The 15,079-nt window shown below is 43.6% G+C and carries 18 protein-coding genes; 14 read left to right on the top strand and 4 right to left on the bottom strand.

What is annotated here, in order from left to right; translation table 11 throughout:
• The first annotated feature begins 12 nt into the window (after window positions 1–12).
• The 5 genes from MKY84_RS01775 to MKY84_RS01755 all read left to right on the top strand — a co-directional run bounded on the left by MKY84_RS01775 (window position 13) and on the right by MKY84_RS01755 (window position 3,106).
• Window positions 13–1,140, top strand: coding sequence for an MBL fold metallo-hydrolase (locus MKY84_RS01775; protein ID WP_342527371.1), 1,128 nt, complete (start codon window positions 13–15; stop codon window positions 1,138–1,140).
• 56 nt (window positions 1,141–1,196) lie between these two features.
• Window positions 1,197–1,424 carry a sulfurtransferase TusA family protein gene (locus tag MKY84_RS01770; protein WP_342527370.1) on the top strand — a complete coding sequence of 76 codons (228 nt, stop codon included), beginning with the start codon at window positions 1,197–1,199 and terminating at the stop codon, window positions 1,422–1,424.
• 58 nt (window positions 1,425–1,482) lie between these two features.
• On the top strand, window positions 1,483–2,259 hold the full coding sequence (locus tag MKY84_RS01765; protein ID WP_204591665.1) for a sulfite exporter TauE/SafE family protein: 777 nt from the start codon (window positions 1,483–1,485) through the stop codon (window positions 2,257–2,259).
• Between the two features lie 95 nt (window positions 2,260–2,354).
• Window positions 2,355–2,513, top strand: coding sequence for a hypothetical protein (locus MKY84_RS01760; protein ID WP_342527368.1), 159 nt, complete (start codon window positions 2,355–2,357; stop codon window positions 2,511–2,513).
• On the top strand, window positions 2,513–3,106 hold the full coding sequence (locus MKY84_RS01755; RefSeq protein WP_342527367.1) for a class I SAM-dependent methyltransferase: 594 nt from the start codon (window positions 2,513–2,515) through the stop codon (window positions 3,104–3,106). The genes MKY84_RS01760 and MKY84_RS01755 overlap by 1 nt, the downstream gene beginning before the upstream one ends.
• Before the next feature lie 57 nt (window positions 3,107–3,163).
• Here the strand turns inward: MKY84_RS01755 and MKY84_RS01750 are convergent, their stop codons facing one another.
• A complete protein-coding gene (locus MKY84_RS01750; protein ID WP_342527366.1) occupies window positions 3,164–3,373 on the bottom strand; it encodes a thioredoxin family protein in 210 nt (69 codons plus the stop codon).
• Between the two features lie 541 nt (window positions 3,374–3,914).
• Here MKY84_RS01750 and MKY84_RS01745 point away from each other — a divergent pair.
• Window positions 3,915–4,925 carry a S41 family peptidase gene (locus MKY84_RS01745; RefSeq protein WP_342527364.1) on the top strand — a complete coding sequence of 337 codons (1,011 nt, stop codon included), beginning with the start codon at window positions 3,915–3,917 and terminating at the stop codon, window positions 4,923–4,925.
• Between the two features lie 417 nt (window positions 4,926–5,342).
• Here MKY84_RS01745 and MKY84_RS01740 read toward each other — a convergent pair whose 3' ends face one another.
• The 3 genes from MKY84_RS01740 to MKY84_RS01730 are packed head-to-tail and all read right to left on the bottom strand — an operon-like array spanning window position 5,343 to window position 8,028.
• Window positions 5,343–6,575 (bottom strand): MFS transporter, encoded by a 1,233-nt coding sequence (locus MKY84_RS01740; protein WP_342527363.1) that lies wholly within the window; start codon window positions 6,573–6,575, stop codon window positions 5,343–5,345.
• 50 nt (window positions 6,576–6,625) lie between these two features.
• On the bottom strand, window positions 6,626–7,354 hold the full coding sequence (locus tag MKY84_RS01735) for an MBL fold metallo-hydrolase (protein WP_342527362.1): 729 nt from the start codon (window positions 7,352–7,354) through the stop codon (window positions 6,626–6,628).
• A 20-nt stretch (window positions 7,355–7,374) separates the two neighbouring features.
• Entirely contained in the window at window positions 7,375–8,028 is a 654-nt protein-coding gene (locus tag MKY84_RS01730) for a metalloregulator ArsR/SmtB family transcription factor (RefSeq protein ID WP_342527361.1), read from the bottom strand.
• 299 nt (window positions 8,029–8,327) lie between these two features.
• Here MKY84_RS01730 and MKY84_RS01725 point away from each other — a divergent pair, with 299 nt between their 5' ends.
• From MKY84_RS01725 to MKY84_RS01690, 8 genes are all read left to right on the top strand, one after another.
• A complete protein-coding gene (locus MKY84_RS01725) occupies window positions 8,328–9,296 on the top strand; it encodes an arsenic resistance protein (protein WP_342527360.1) in 969 nt (322 codons plus the stop codon).
• Window positions 9,297–9,564: 268 nt separating this feature from the next.
• Window positions 9,565–9,915, top strand: coding sequence for a metalloregulator ArsR/SmtB family transcription factor (locus MKY84_RS01720; RefSeq protein WP_101803159.1), 351 nt, complete (start codon window positions 9,565–9,567; stop codon window positions 9,913–9,915).
• A 13-nt stretch (window positions 9,916–9,928) separates the two neighbouring features.
• Window positions 9,929–11,224, top strand: a complete 1,296-nt coding sequence (locus MKY84_RS01715) for an arsenic transporter (protein WP_342527358.1) — start codon at window positions 9,929–9,931, stop codon at window positions 11,222–11,224.
• Between the two features lie 33 nt (window positions 11,225–11,257).
• Window positions 11,258–11,677, top strand: a complete 420-nt coding sequence (gene arsC / locus MKY84_RS01710; protein WP_342527356.1) for an arsenate reductase (thioredoxin) — start codon at window positions 11,258–11,260, stop codon at window positions 11,675–11,677.
• A 73-nt stretch (window positions 11,678–11,750) separates the two neighbouring features.
• Window positions 11,751–12,110 (top strand): arsenite efflux transporter metallochaperone ArsD, encoded by a 360-nt coding sequence (gene arsD, locus MKY84_RS01705; protein WP_342527354.1) that lies wholly within the window; start codon window positions 11,751–11,753, stop codon window positions 12,108–12,110.
• A 13-nt stretch (window positions 12,111–12,123) separates the two neighbouring features.
• Window positions 12,124–13,896 carry an arsenical pump-driving ATPase gene (arsA, locus tag MKY84_RS01700; protein WP_342527353.1) on the top strand — a complete coding sequence of 591 codons (1,773 nt, stop codon included), beginning with the start codon at window positions 12,124–12,126 and terminating at the stop codon, window positions 13,894–13,896.
• 65 nt (window positions 13,897–13,961) lie between these two features.
• The gene (locus MKY84_RS01695; protein ID WP_342527352.1) at window positions 13,962–14,390 is read left to right on the top strand and encodes a dual specificity protein phosphatase family protein; all 429 of its coding nucleotides are present in this window, start codon (window positions 13,962–13,964) and stop codon (window positions 14,388–14,390) included.
• Window positions 14,391–14,440: 50 nt separating this feature from the next.
• A complete protein-coding gene (locus tag MKY84_RS01690; RefSeq protein WP_342527351.1) occupies window positions 14,441–14,719 on the top strand; it encodes an iron-sulfur cluster biosynthesis family protein in 279 nt (92 codons plus the stop codon).
• Window positions 14,720–15,079: the final 360 nt, after the last annotated feature.

The raw sequence follows: 15,079 nt of genomic DNA, 5'->3' as shown, positions 1-15,079 counted from the left end.
GAGGTATTTAAATTGACTGTAAAAGCAATGACCGCAAAAGAAGTAGCACGTAAAGTAATCGATAACCAGCCTTTATTTATCCTTGATGTACGCAACGGCGACGCTTTCGCCGACTGGAAAATCGAAGGCGGTAACATTCAGTATCTGAATACACCTTATTTTGATTTATTGGACGGTGTCGAAGAAGTGGTTTCAGAACTTCCGAAAGACAGAGACATTCTTGTCGTTTGCGCGAAAGAAGGATCTTCTGTGATGGTAGCGGAAATGCTGGATGAAGAAGGCGTCGACGCGGCGTACCTTGAAGGCGGCATGAAAGCTTGGAGTGAACACCTGGAACCAGTGAAAGTCGGCGATTTGAAAAATGGCGGGGAATTGTACCAATTCGTCCGCATCGGAAAAGGCTGCCTTTCTTACATGACCATCTCAGACGGTGAAGCCGCTATTATCGATGCAACACGCATGACTGATATCTTCTTGGATTTCGCGCAGGAAAAAGGTGCTAAGATCAAGCACGTATTCGATACACACTTGCACGCAGACCACATTTCCGGAGGACGCCAAATCGCTGAAGCAACAGGCGCAACGTATTACTTGCCGCCGGCTGACGCTGAAGAAGTGGTATTCGATTATGCGGAATTGGTCAATGGCCTTGAAGTGGCATTAGGCGAATCAAAAATTGAAATTGAAGCATTATACTCGCCGGGGCATACAATCGGTTCGACATCATTTATCGTAGATGATCAGTACTTGATGACAGGCGATATCCTGTTCATCGATTCCATCGGACGTCCTGACCTTGCAGGCCTTGCAGAAGATTGGGTCGGCGACCTGCGTGAATCGCTTTACAGCCGTTATGCAGAATTGGCGGATGAGCTGATTGTTTTACCGGCTCACTTCATGATCATGGAGGAGCTGAACACGGACGGAAGCGTCGCGAAAAAACTAAGCGACCTTTTCAAAGAAAATCACGGATTGAATATCGAAGATGAGCAGGAGTTCCGCGACATGGTAACGAAAAACCTGCCGCCGCAGCCGAATGCTTATGAGGACATCCGTAAGACCAATATGGGCAAAATCACGCCTGACGAAGAAGTTCAGCGTGAAATGGAAATCGGACCAAACCGTTGTGCGGTTCGGTAAGTAAAAGATATTTTTATTGAAATTAAAACAATACAAACCCAAAAGGAGAGATTTTGTTGAACGCAGATAAAGTATTAGACGCAAAAGGCTTGGCTTGCCCAATGCCGATCGTGAAAACAAGAAAAGAAATGAAAGAGCTTGAATCCGGACAGATCCTGGAAATCCTTGCTACTGATAAAGGCGCAAAAGCGGACATGACTGCCTGGGCAAAATCAGGCGGCCACGAATTGTTGGATACACAAGAAGAAGAAGGCGTCCTTAAATTCTGGATCAAGAAAGGCTAAGAGTTGTAAAAGGGTATCGCCATGATACCCTTTTCGCTTTTGGAAGAGGTGACAAAAGATGAGTTTTGATTTTATTATCATCATATTCCTGATCGGCTTCATCGGTTCCTTCATCTCCGGAATGGTCGGAATCGGTGGCTCGATCATCAAATATCCGATGCTGCTTTATATTCCGGTCATACTCGGCTATACGGCATTCAGCGCTCATGAAGTATCCGGCATCAGTGCCATTCAGGTGTTCTTCGCCACCATCGCAGGTGTATGGGCCTACCGCGGCAGCGGCTATCTGAATAAAACACTGATCGCTTATATGGGCGGTGCCATCCTGGTCGGCAGTTTTATCGGGGGCTACGGTTCGACGCTGATGTCAGAACAGGCGATCAACATCGTCTATGCTATTTTGGCAACAATCGCGGTAGTTATGATGTTCCTTCCGAAAAAAGGAGTCGACGATATTCCGACCGACCAAGTGACATTCAATAAATGGCTGGCTGCAGGACTGGCGTTCATCGTCGGGATTGCGGCAGGTATTGTCGGTGCAGCAGGTGCCTTTATCCTTGTGCCAATTATGCTGGTCGTCTTGAAGATTCCAACGCGGATGACCATTGCGACTTCACTGGCGATTACGTTCATTTCGTCAATCGGTTCGACAGTTGGAAAAATTGTTACTGATCAGATTCTTTACGGTCCCGCAGCGGTCATGATCGTCGCTAGTATTTTGGCAGCCCCGCTTGGTGCCAAGCTGGGTCAAAAGATGAATACGAAATATCTCCAATGGATTTTAGCGCTGTTGATTTTAGGGACAGCCATCAAAATCTGGACAGAGATCTTGTAAAAAAAATCATAAATTGGACACAGTAAGGAGGCAGCTAGTCGCTGCTTCCTTTTTATTGTCTTGCAATACTCAGAAAGAAGAGGTCAGAAATAAGATTGGGCTTATTCAAACAGGGTATTAGCAATATAGAACTTAAAAATGGTTTCTTTAACCTTTTTAATAGAACGATAGAAGAGCAGGAATATCCAATGCTTCGCAGAAAACCTTTTGAAGATCGCTTAAAAATTAAAGATAAAAGCAAGGAGGCTATATAATGGCTAACTGGAATGAACGTTTTAAAGATAAGAAATACGTCTATGGAACCGAACCGAATGTATTTCTAAAGGATATGTATACCGCTCTATCTGGGGAAGTCTTGACCATTGCGGAAGGGGAAGGCAGAAATGCTGTATTCTTAGCCAGACAGGGGCTGAACGTCACGGCCTGGGATTATGCCGAATCCGGACTGGAAAAAGTGAGTAAGTTGGCAGCAAAACAAGGCGTCCGTGTGAGCACGGAACTGGTCGATCTGGCAGAAGCCGAGTGGCAGCAGAATCAATGGGACGGGATTGTGAATGTTTTTGGCCACTTCCCAGGAGAAGTCCGTAAGAAAACCCTTTCAGGAGTCAAGGAAGCCGTAAGGCCTGGAGGATATTTTATAGCGGAAGTCTATTCCCATAATCAAATCCCTTATCAAAGCGGCGGTCCGAAAGAGTTGGACTTTCTCTACCGGCCTGAAGACTTTCTGGAGGAATTTAGTGATTGGCGAATCGTCCATTTCTTCTTAGGGGAGGTCATCCGGAACGAGGGCGAACTCCACAACGGATTGTCCCACGTTATACAGTTTGTTGGACAGAAGCCGCAGTGAGGACTAGAGAACTTCTTTAAAAAGGCGGACGATTTTTCTCAAATCGTCCACCTTTTTTTATTGATCCGAAGAGTAGAATCCTTCGTATATTTTCCTGATTTTCTCTTTAAATTCTTCTACATGGACAAATCTCGCTTCCCTCATCATCTCTTTTCCATCAGCGAATAAAATAAGAACCGGAACAGTGAAAATGGACAAAAACCCGGAAAGTTCGGGAATTTCTTCTGCGTTTACTTGTCTTGTTTGAATATGCGGAAAACCAGTCATTGCTTCCTCCACCTGAGGAAGTAAGGCGTGGCATACACTTCAATTAGTGGTAAGGATATAGAGAAATTGCAGTCCAGGTTCTTTACTATAAGCCTTCACTTCTTCCAATGAAACAAGTTCTTTCATTTTGATCACTCCCAACTTTCTCTTTTTTCCTTTATACCCTTTTTATTCGATACTTTACCCGCTAACTAAAATTTAAGAGAGAAAATGAGATGGAATATTGTGAGCAAAACACATGGATTTGAAGGGAGCTGCCATTTTAGAAAAAACTTGTATCTAGATGAAAAACAGTAAGTATCTCCATAACTAGTGTATCTCAAGTTTACATATGATACCTTATCGGTAGTAGCGTTAAATGGAATAATAGAACACAAGAGGAAGACGGATGCTGATTAGCGCCCGCCTTCCTCTTTTGTCTGTAAAAGTGTACTTTTACGAACGGTTTATCATAAACCAAACTCTACTTGCTAAAAAGGAATTTTAATGGAAATATAAAGTTAACATAAAAATACTTAGGTTCAGGAAGAAGGAGTTCTAAATGAATGATGTAGCAATTAATCAGAAAGAATATGAGAAAGTGATTGCAACTTTCTTGCAGGAAGTAAGAACTTCGTACATTTTTGAAGATGTTGCGGAAACGATTATTCAGGAAATAAATCAAAAGAAAGAAGAAAAGAACTATCAAAATATACAAACAGGTACAGAACTATGCGAAGTCTTAAACAGCCAGCTTTTCGAAATCAGTAAGGATAAACATCTGCGGATTTCTTTTTCTTCCGAAAAACAACCTATTATCAAAGATCCTATGAATGACCCTAAATGGTTAAAAGAGCATCAGCAGAATAGTAGTAATGATAATTTCGGTTTTTATAAGTTAGAGCGTATGCCTGGTAACGTTGGTTATATTGATCTTCGATCTTTTGCTTTCCCTCAATATGGTGGAGAGACAGCTATGCTAGCTTTGAACTTTCTCTCGAACACCGATGCTCTAATTTTTGATCTTCGAAAAAATATAGGTGGACATCCCGGAATGGTTGCTTTGTTAATCAGTTATTTTTTAAATTCAGATTCTGTTCATCCTACTCATATCGGTGATATTTATTGGAAAAATGAAGGGATGACTCAACAATATTGGAGTTACCCTTACCTGCCAGGAAGAAGATATATAGACAAACCTGTTTATATCTTAACTAGTTCCAACACCTTTTCAGGTGCCGAGCAATTTGCTTATGAGATGAAAAATATGAAACGGGCAATCGTCATTGGTGAAACAACTATGGGAGGTGCAAATCCAGCTCCTCCAACTCCATTAAATGAATACTTCACAGCATTCATTCCAAGTGGTAAAGCAATCAGTCCGATTACGAACGAAAACTGGGAAGGCAAAGGGGTTGTACCATATATCCAAGCACCACAAGAAGAAGCACGGGAAGTTGCTTATACTAATGCTCTTCAAGTCATAATTGAAAAAGAAGAGAGCAAAGGTGACAAAGGAAAATCGATTAAAGAAGCGAAAAGAATATTGAACGAACGGAATGGAATTGTCTGATAAGTCCTTTGATTCAAATGAAATATCAGGAGGAAAGGTTTTGCGGCATGATGAAAATGTAGAAAGTCGCAACTTGCTCTTAGTTTACATACCATAAGATTATCGGAAGCTGCATAAATAGAGAGGGAGAAAATTGGCTAGTTCAAGCTTATTTTCTCGCTTTTTGTGAGTGAAAGTGTACTTTTACAAACGATTCATAATGGCATGAATCGATTTTAAATGTACGATGATGTATTGGAAAGAATAACTAAAATGAAGTTTTAATAGTCCAGGAGATTTAGGCTAAGATATATAACAGGAAGTTAAATGGAACGAATTATATTTTACATCACTCAAACTAACCTGAGATAAATGAAGGCATAAAAAATAAGCTCAATAATATCGAGCTTATTTTTAATTTAATTACGATGAAGATTTTTAATTGCCTTTGGCTAAGGTGGGCAAGGTTTCACGTAACCTTACTGCCGCTAGTATACCTGCACTCAGTGGCAAAAAAGCGACTAATCCGATAGCCCAATTCACATTCAGTAAATCCGTCAGTACGCCTGCAAATAATGCGCCAAAGGCATATCCGCTATCTCTCCAGAAACGATAAACTCCCATTGATGAAGCTCTCCACGACGGATCAGCTACATCACTTATTGAAGCTTGCAATGTCGGATAAACCATTGCTGTTCCGAGACCTAACAAGACGGCTGCAACTATCCACAGACTATATTCATTTACAACAAGAATCATCCATAATGAAATGGCTTGAAGCCACATACCACCTACAATCAATCCTTTTCTTCCTATTTTGTCGCTTAGTACTCCCGTGAACAGTTGAAAAAGTCCCCATGAGGCGGGGTAAATAGCAACCAGCAGCCCGATTTGTGCTAAATTCAAGCCAACGCTTGCAAAGAAAATCGGGAAGAGTCCCCAAGCCATCCCATCCTTAAGATTGGTGCTCAATCCTGAAAATGTGAGGGTAGAAAGATTTTTATCTTTGAATGTCGTATTTTTGAAGACTTCTATTGCTGAAACGGCAGGGTTTTTATTAGAAGAGCTAGCTTGTAGTTTAATGTGTGATTCAGTATCTTTTACAATCAGCGATAAAATAAAGCCGATTACTACGATTCCAATTCCTATATAAAAGGGTTCTGGCCGGTTCGAGTAACTCGTAGCTACAAAACCGGAAACTGCCGCCATTACCGCTACCCCGGTATAGCCTGCAAACTCATTGAAACCTACCGCAAGTCCTCTTTGAGTGGGCTTCGCCAGATCGATTTTCATGTTCACAGTCATGGACCATGTAAGCCCCTGATTAATACCCAAGAAAATGTTCGCGACTACAATCATCCACCATGAGCTTGCGAAGATAACCATTAACGGCACTAGCAAGCCCACACCCCAACCAATCAGCAAGACTTTCCTTCTTCCAAACCGATCAGCGATTGCTCCTGCAAAATAGTTCACAATCGCCTTTGAAAACCCAAAACTGATGATAAAGGATAAGGCTGCACTTGTAGATACTAAACCAAAATCTTCTTCACCGATGATAGGAAGAAGGGTTCTTTCTAAGCCAACCATGGATCCGACAAAGAAGTTGGTTACAACCAAAAGTATGAAATTCAGTAAATTTTCTTTAATTCCAATTTGCACTTTGCTCAAACTATTTACCTCCAAAAAAAGGAGAACCAGAAAAGAGGTTCTCCTCAATATTATTTCCCTTGATTATTTTTTCTCATCTCTTTAAAACCTTCTGGCTGTGGCGGTACATTCGTTGTCATAAAGTCAACAAACTCCTTCTCATTATCGAATTTCAACGCTTCATTGTAACGTTTTTCAAATCCAATAGTGGAAGAAGGTTTGCCGCTTAAACCACGTCCGCAAACTGATCCTGAAAATGCTCCTGGATACAATTCAATATGGTCTTCTAATCGAGTGATTTTTTGGATGCTTTGATACAAATCTTTTGCTCCTTCTTCAACAGACACCGCCAATTCAGTTCTACCTGCATCTCCAACCATTAAGGTGTGTCCGGTTAAGATAAACCAGGGTTCATCTGCTCTGCGTGTATCTGAAACAACGATAGAAATGTGTTCGGGTGTATGCCCTGGCGTATGCAAGAATGTGAGTTTTGTGTTTCCGGCAAATAATTCGTCTCCGTCTTCTACCGATAAATAATCGTAATTTGTCTCAGCGGAAGAATGAAGCACATATTTTGCCCCTGTTTTTTCAGCTAATTTTCTTGCACCTGATACATGATCAGCGTGAAGGTGTGTATCAATGACATAAACAATATTCAAGCCCAATCTCTGGGCTTCATCCACGTAAACATCTACCTGGTCTTCAAGTGGATCTACAACTACTCCCTGTGATTGACTTCCGCACCCAAATAAATAGGATGCTGCTACTGGTTCGGTATGCAAATATTGACGAAATAACATGTAAAATTCCTCCTTAAAATTTACTGGATATAATCCGAGTTTTTCATTTCATTGACGCCTTCTTCGATGCGGTACGCTTCATAGCCATATGAGTTTAGAACTTCAACGGCTTGCGTAGCAAAAAGGCAATAGGGTCCGCGGCAATATGCAATGATTTTTTTATCTTGCGGAAGGGAAGAAATACGATTTTCTAACTCGTGAAGGGGAATGGACACGGCTCCTAAAATATGCTGTGTATCATATTCTTCTTCAGGTCTGACATCTATCAGAATGGCTTCTCCATCCTGTAGTTCCTGCAGCATGCTTTCCAGTTCCACCACTTTCACTTGATCGTTTCTTTCAATATATTCTTTCCTCTGATATTCGATATCGGGAGAACGTGTTTCAGCTAAATTGCGGATGGCACGTAGAGCTTCGACCACTTGATCGTCTGCCAAAGAATAATAAACAAAATTCTTCTCTTTAGTGAACTTAACAAGCTTGGCTTCCAGCAATGATTGAAGGTGTTGTGATGTGTTGGCTACGGACATATTCGTTTCCTTAGCTAATTTCTCGACTGTTTTCGGTGCATGGGACAAATAGTCGAGGATTTCAAAACGCCTTGGGCTTGAAAGAGCTTTAGATATTTTGGCGAAATGGCCAAATACAAAATCTTTAAAATCTCTTGGTTCCAAAAAAACACCTCCTATCTATTAAAGTAATCAATTGAATAGTTGAATATTATAATATACAATGGGATTTGTAAAGTGTTTAGTTTAAAAGAACGGAATAAAATAAAATTTCCTCAAATAATCAGTTTACATATCATAACTTATCGGAAGCTGCCTATATACGAAGAGAGAGAAGAAGCTGCCCAAAGCTTCTCTTCTCTCTTTTGTGTGTTAAAGTGCTGGCTTAATTTTTTTGACTTAGTTAATCTTAATAGGCAGTCGCTCATATAGTTAGTTTTCTCTTTCCGTAAAGGAGTGCCATCATGAACGTATTCGAAAAGTTTCAAACTGTTATCATTTTATCGGCAGTAGGGATCGGACTTCTACTGGGACAGGTTGCTTTTTTTGAAACGCACGCTGAGTCTTTTATCGTTCCATTTTTACTGCTGATGCTTTATGGATTATTTCTAACCATTCCATTGCAGCATCTTAGAGATGCTTTTAAGAATCGGAAATTTTTTAATACCAACACCATCATCAACTTTGTCTGGACGCCTCTAGTGGCATGGGCACTGGGGGCAATTTTCCTTGCGGACCATCCAGCACTGTGGATCGGGTTCATCATGCTCATGGTAACCCCTTGTACCGACTGGTATTTGATGTTCACTTCCATTGCCAAAGGGAATGTGCCCTTGTCCGCGTCTGTCTTGCCGATCAATTTGATTCTTCAGGTTGTGCTTCTGCCTGTCTATTTGTTCATTTTTGCCGGCACGATTGAACCAATCCCGCTAGCGACCATCAGCGAAAGTATCGTCCTGGTGCTGGTGATTCCTTTCGCTCTTGCCCATTTGACTCGTTATGTCTTGAGGAAGAAAGAAGTCTTCTTAAATAAGAAGTTGGTTCCCTTTTTCGCTGCTGCACAAATCATCTTCTTGTCTTTAGCAATTATGGCCATGTTCGCGTCACAAGGAAATTATTTAATCAATAATCTTGAGGTCATTTCTGTATTAATCATACCGGTGTTACTTTTCTTCATTATTAACTTCGTGCTTGCCCAGACTGTAGGGAAAGCCATGAAATTTTCGTATGAAGATACAGTGAGTCTAAGCCTTACCATCATTGCGCGCAATTCTCCCGTTTCGTTAGCGATCGCTGTCATCGCTTTTCCCAATCAACCGCTGATCGCGTTAGCCTTGGTCATCGGACCACTGATTGAATTGCCCATGTTAGCACTCGTTTCTCAAGTATTGCTCTCATTAAGGAAAACCAATACAGCGAAAAATCTCCAATAGCAGTTTGCCTGAAGCGTTATCGGAAGTATTAGCTGAACCCATACTATTTATATAGAAGGAAAATAAATGGGAAGACGGATTGCTTGCAGTCAGTCTTTCTTTTTTTAGTTTAAACCCATACTCTATGCAGCATATTTTATAGCAAAAACAAGAAAAAGCACTTGAACATATAAGCATATGCTGATATGCTGTAAACGGTTTAGAAATAATATATAAATGAATCAACGAGATGACAGAATGTCAGTAAAGTGAAGAGGTGAAAAAACAGATGGAAGTAAAAGCGAAGGAAATTGAAATCGAGAAAGCCAGCATGGTCTTAAAGCTCTTAGGGGATAAAACCAGGCTTTCGATGATGAAGCTGTTGGAACAGAACGAGTGCTGCGTCTGCGAATTTGTGGAGATTTTCGGCATCAGCCAATCAGCCATCAGCCAGCATCTAAGGAAACTCCGGGATGTCGGGTTGGTGAAGGAAAATCGGAAAGGTCAGTGGATTTTCTACTCGCTGAATAAAGAAAGCGACATGTATGAAATGGTGCTGAACATCATGGAATTTATTCCAAGCCAGGATGAAAGAATTCGTGAATTGGAAAAACAAGGACTCAGAATCAGTTGTGAATAGTGGAGGGAAGTAAATGATACAAGGAATTTTAGCATCCGTAATCTTCCTCCTCACACTGGTACTCGTCATCTGGCAGCCACGGAATCTTTCGATTGGGTGGTCAGCCATTGGCGGTGCAGTACTTGCTTTGCTGGTTGGAGTCGTTGATTTTCAAGATGTACAAGATGTATTTGGAATTGTGTGGAATGCCACACTTGCTTTTATCGCCATCATCATCATTTCGTTGATTTTGGATGAAATCGGCCTCTTCGAGTGGTCGGCGCTTCACATGGCGCGGATCGCCAAAGGGAACGGCGTGCGCATGTTTATTTTTGTCAGCATCCTCGGTGCCTTTGTGGCGGCGTTGTTTGCGAATGACGGGGCCGCACTCATACTGACGCCGATTGTGCTGGCGATGGTCCGGAACTTGAACTTTTCGGAGAAGATGATTTTTCCGTTTATCATGGCCAGTGGGTTCATTGCCGATACGACGTCCTTGCCGTTGGTCGTCAGTAACCTGGTGAACATTGTCTCGGCTGACTTTTTCGGCATCGGATTTGTGGAATACGCGTCCCGGATGATTGTGCCGAACCTGTTTGCGTTAGTGTCCAGTATCCTCGTGCTGTATTTGTTCTTCCGAAAGGATATTCCGAAAGATTACGATGTGACAAACTTAAAGAAACCGAACGATGCCATCAAAGACCACAAGATGTTCAGACTTTCGTGGTTTGTTCTAGCGATTCTGCTTGTGGGGTATTTCTCCAGTGAATTCATCGGTGTTCCGGTTTCGATTGTCGTGGGCATCATCGCCATCTTCTTTTTGCTGATGGCGCAGAAAAGTCCGGCAGTCCGGACGCGGATCATTTTGCGCGGTGCGCCGTGGAACATCGTCTTTTTCTCACTCGGCATGTATGTCGTAGTGTACGGACTCCGCAATGTCGGCTTGACGAGTGTTTTGGCGGACGTCATCCAAGTTGCGGCAGAGCAAGGCTTGTTTGTCGCCACGATTTCGATGGGCTTTATTGCGGCCATTTTGTCATCGGTGATGAACAATATGCCAACCGTAATGATCAACGCGCTCGCCATTTCCGAGACGCAAACGTCTGGAACCATCCGGGAAGCACTCATTTATGCGAACATCATCGGATCGGATCTAGGGCCGAAAATCACGCCGATCGGTTCCCTGGCCACGTTGCTGTGGCTCCATGTGTTGTCATTGAAAGGCGTGAAAATCTCCTGGGGCACGTATTTCAAGGTCGGGATTATCCTGACGGTGCCGGTGCTTCTGTCAACGCTTATCGGGCTGTATCTATGGTTATTGATTCTCTAGAAAAAATAGTGAATTCGAAAAGGAGTTTTTATCATGACGAAAAAAACATTGTATTTCCTCTGCACAGGCAACTCATGCCGAAGCCAAATGGCGGAAGGCTGGGGGAAAGAAATTCTTGGAGACGAATGGCAAGTATTGAGTGCCGGGATTGAAGCGCACGGACTAAATCCGAACGCGGTGAAGGCGATGAATGAAGTGGACATCGACATTTCCAATCAAACGTCGGACATGATTGACATGGACATCCTGAACAATGCCGACTTTGTCGTCACGCTTTGCGGCGATGCTGCAGACAAGTGTCCGATGACGCCTCCTCATGTAAAGCGCGATCACTGGGGTTTCGTAGATCCAGCAAAAGCAGAAGGCACAGAAGAAGAAAAATGGACCGTCTTCCAAAACGTCCGTGATGAAATCGGAGAACGCATCCGTCAATTCGCTGAAACAGGAAAGTAAAAAAGAGCCGTGACCTTGTGTCCGGCTTTCTTTCTCAATAGAACATTAGCATATTATAATGGAGGAATTTGACATGAAAAAAATTGAAATCTTTGACCCGGCCATGTGCTGTTCGACAGGCGTCTGCGGTCCTGTTGTGGACCCTGATTTAACCCGCATCGCTTCTGCGGTTTATTCGCTGGAGAAAAAGGGCTTTAACATTACCCGTTACAATTTGACGAACGATCCAAGTGCTTTTGTAGAGAATCAAGTCGTCAATCAAGTGTTGGTTGACAAAGGGCCGGAATCCCTTCCGCTAGTGCTGGTAGACGGGGAAGTCGTCAAAGTGGCGGAGTATCCGACAAACGAAGAACTGGCTGAATGGTCCGAAACCGCACCAGCCGAACTGCAGGAAAAGCCACGGGTTCGCGTGTCCGTTAATTTTGGCAACTAAAGGAGAGAAGCACATGTATTCACTGTTCAATCCGAAAAAGATGCCCTTGACTCCATTCCTGTTCTTTACCGGAAAAGGCGGTGTCGGCAAAACGTCGACAGCTTGTGCCACGGCTGTGGCACTTGCCGACCAAGGGAAGAAAGTGTTGCTGGTCAGCACTGACCCCGCATCCAATCTACAAGACGTATTGGAAGTGGCATTGACGAATGAGCCGATGGCCATTCCAAACGTTCCCAACCTATCGGCGTGCAACATCGATCCGGAAGAGTCGGCACGAGCTTACAAGGAAAACGTGGTTGGCCCTTACCGTGGAAAACTTCCGGACACGGTGTTGGCGACCATGGAAGAGCAGTTGTCCGGCGCTTGCACCGTAGAGATTGCGGCTTTTGATGAATTTTCACACCTGTTGGCGGACGAAACCATCTTGACGCAATACGATCATGTCTTGTTTGATACCGCACCAACCGGTCATACCTTGCGGCTGTTGCAGCTGCCGACGGCATGGAGTGGGTTCCTGAATGAAAGCACACATGGGGCTTCTTGCTTGGGGCCGCTGGCCGGGTTAGAAGGAAAGAAAGAGATGTATGCCAAAGCGGTTGCCTCCCTCTCCGACCGGGAAAAGACGACGCTACTGTTGATTGCGCGCCCCGATAATTCATCGCTGCTTGAAGCGGACCGGGCTTCGGCCGAATTAAAGGAAATCGGCATTCGGAACCAGTTGCTGATTGTGAATGGACTGCTGCAGACGCACCAGCCGGAAGATGCGGTATCGAGCGCATTTTACAACCGACAGCGACAAGCGTTGCAGGAAACGCCGGAAGCCTTGAAACAAGTCATGACGTTCGCGCTGCCGTTCGTTTCGTATTCCCTGACGGGCGTGGAGAACCTGCGTCACCTGTTCAGCTCTTATAGCATGACGAATTTCGAAGTGGAAGATGCAAACGAAGAAGCGTTAGCCCTTCCGGGTTTGAACCAAGTGATTGAAGATTTCTCGGAGAAAAACACCCGTGTCATCTTTACCATGGGCAAAGGCGGCGTAGGCAAAACCTCGATTGCGTCAGCTATCGCGGTGGGCTTGTCCGAAAAAGGGCATCGCGTCCACTTGACCACGACCGACCCGGCAGCCCATCTGGCGTATACATTTGCGGGCAGCGAGACACGCGACAACCTGTCCATCAGCAGCATCAATCCGGAAATTGAAGTCGCGCGCTACAAACAAACGGTTCTGGCCAATGCCGGAACCGGACTGACCGAAGAAGAATTGGCTTATCTGCAAGAAGATCTGGAATCGCCTTGTACGGAAGAGATTGCGTTATTCCAAGCATTTGCGGCAGTCGTCGAGAAATCGGAGAACGAGATTGTCGTCATCGATACGGCTCCGACCGGCCATACACTGTTGTTGCTGGATTCGACGGAAGCTTACCACAAAGAAATGAGCCGTTCGACCGGGGACGTGCCGGAGAACGTGAAGAAACTTCTTCCCCGTTTGCGCAATCCGGAAGAAACCGGCGTCGTTATCGTCACGCTGGCGGAAGCGACACCGGTGTTGGAGGCATCAAGGCTCCAGGAAGACTTGAAACGTGCCCAGATCGAACCGAAATGGTGGGTCATCAACCAGAGCCTAAGCGCTACGGATACGACAGACCCGGTTTTAAAAGGGCGGGCACATGCTGAGAAAAAGTGGATCAAGAAAGTCAATGAAGAGCTGGCGATAAATTCTGCTATCATTCCATGGCTGCAAGAAGAGAAAATTGGCTATACCCAATTGAAAGAATTCATTTTATAGATAGTAAAGTTTGATATACGATTATTTTTAAAGCGATAGGGCCAATTTAGAAAGGTGGTTAGAGGATGAGCAACGATTATCAGGAATTGGTCAAGGACCGCATTTTTATTGGCGGTGCGGCCGATGCAAAGGAAGCTGTAGACAGAGAACAAATCAATGTCGTCGTGGACTTGCGGGCAGAAGTGACCGAAGGGGAGTACGAATACCTTCGGATCCATAGCCCGATTGTCGACGATTCCGATGAACAGCAAGATGAATCGGTTAAAAAAGCGATTGACCAAGTGGTAGACGCCTATAACGACGACAAGAAAATTTATTTCCACTGTGCAGGCGGCAGCAACCGGACCGGCACCGTGGCGATCGGTACGCTTTTGGCACTTAGCAAAGCCGACAGCATCGAAGAAGCGGAAGCACAGGCGAAATCCGTTCGTGAGAAAATCAATGTGAAACCGGCACTGAAAGAATCTCTTCAACGAATTTTTCCGAACGCCTAACAAGTGACAAAATTAAAGCGCACATAAACTCAAAAGGAGAGATACCACCTATGATGATTACAAATGAAGCCAAACAATACATTCAATCCATTCTGGAAGAACAAAAAGCCGAAGGTATGCGGATTCACACAGTAGCTGGGTGCTGCGGACCGCAGATCGGCATGTCGCTGGATGCACCGGAAGCGATGGATGAAGTATTGGACATCAACGGCATCCGGATGGCGGTTGCCCCTGAAGCAAAAGATTTAGCAGAGGGCTTAACATTGGATTTTGAAAAACAAGGAGAACAATCAGGTCTGGTCATGGTCGGGGTACCGGCTGGTTGCTAAATGAAAAGAGCTCATTTTGAGCTCTTTTTTACTTGGTAAGTTAACATATGATAAATTATGAGAAGTCACTTTAACTTAAAGTTCTAAAAAAGCCTATGCTGATTAAAAAATTACGCTTTTTAAACAATTTTATTATTTATATTTTGTACTTGTTTAATAAAGGGCTACTCTTTTAAACTACGTTATGATATTTAATAAAAGGTGTGCTGAAAGCAGGGCTTTACTCAAGACCTTTTAAAATAACTATATTATTTGCATACAAGATTGATTCAAAAAAGGAAGCCCTGCAGACTTGTAATTCTTGGTCTGTAGGGCTTTGTAGTTTAATATTTTTGGCTGTGGATAATTTAAATATCATTT

It is taken from the genome of Chryseomicrobium sp. FSL W7-1435 (assembly GCF_038595005.1).
Classification (GTDB): domain Bacteria; phylum Bacillota; class Bacilli; order Bacillales_A; family Planococcaceae; genus Chryseomicrobium.
Note: the sequence above shows the minus strand (reverse complement) of the source record. Positions and strands in the feature narration are given on the sequence as shown.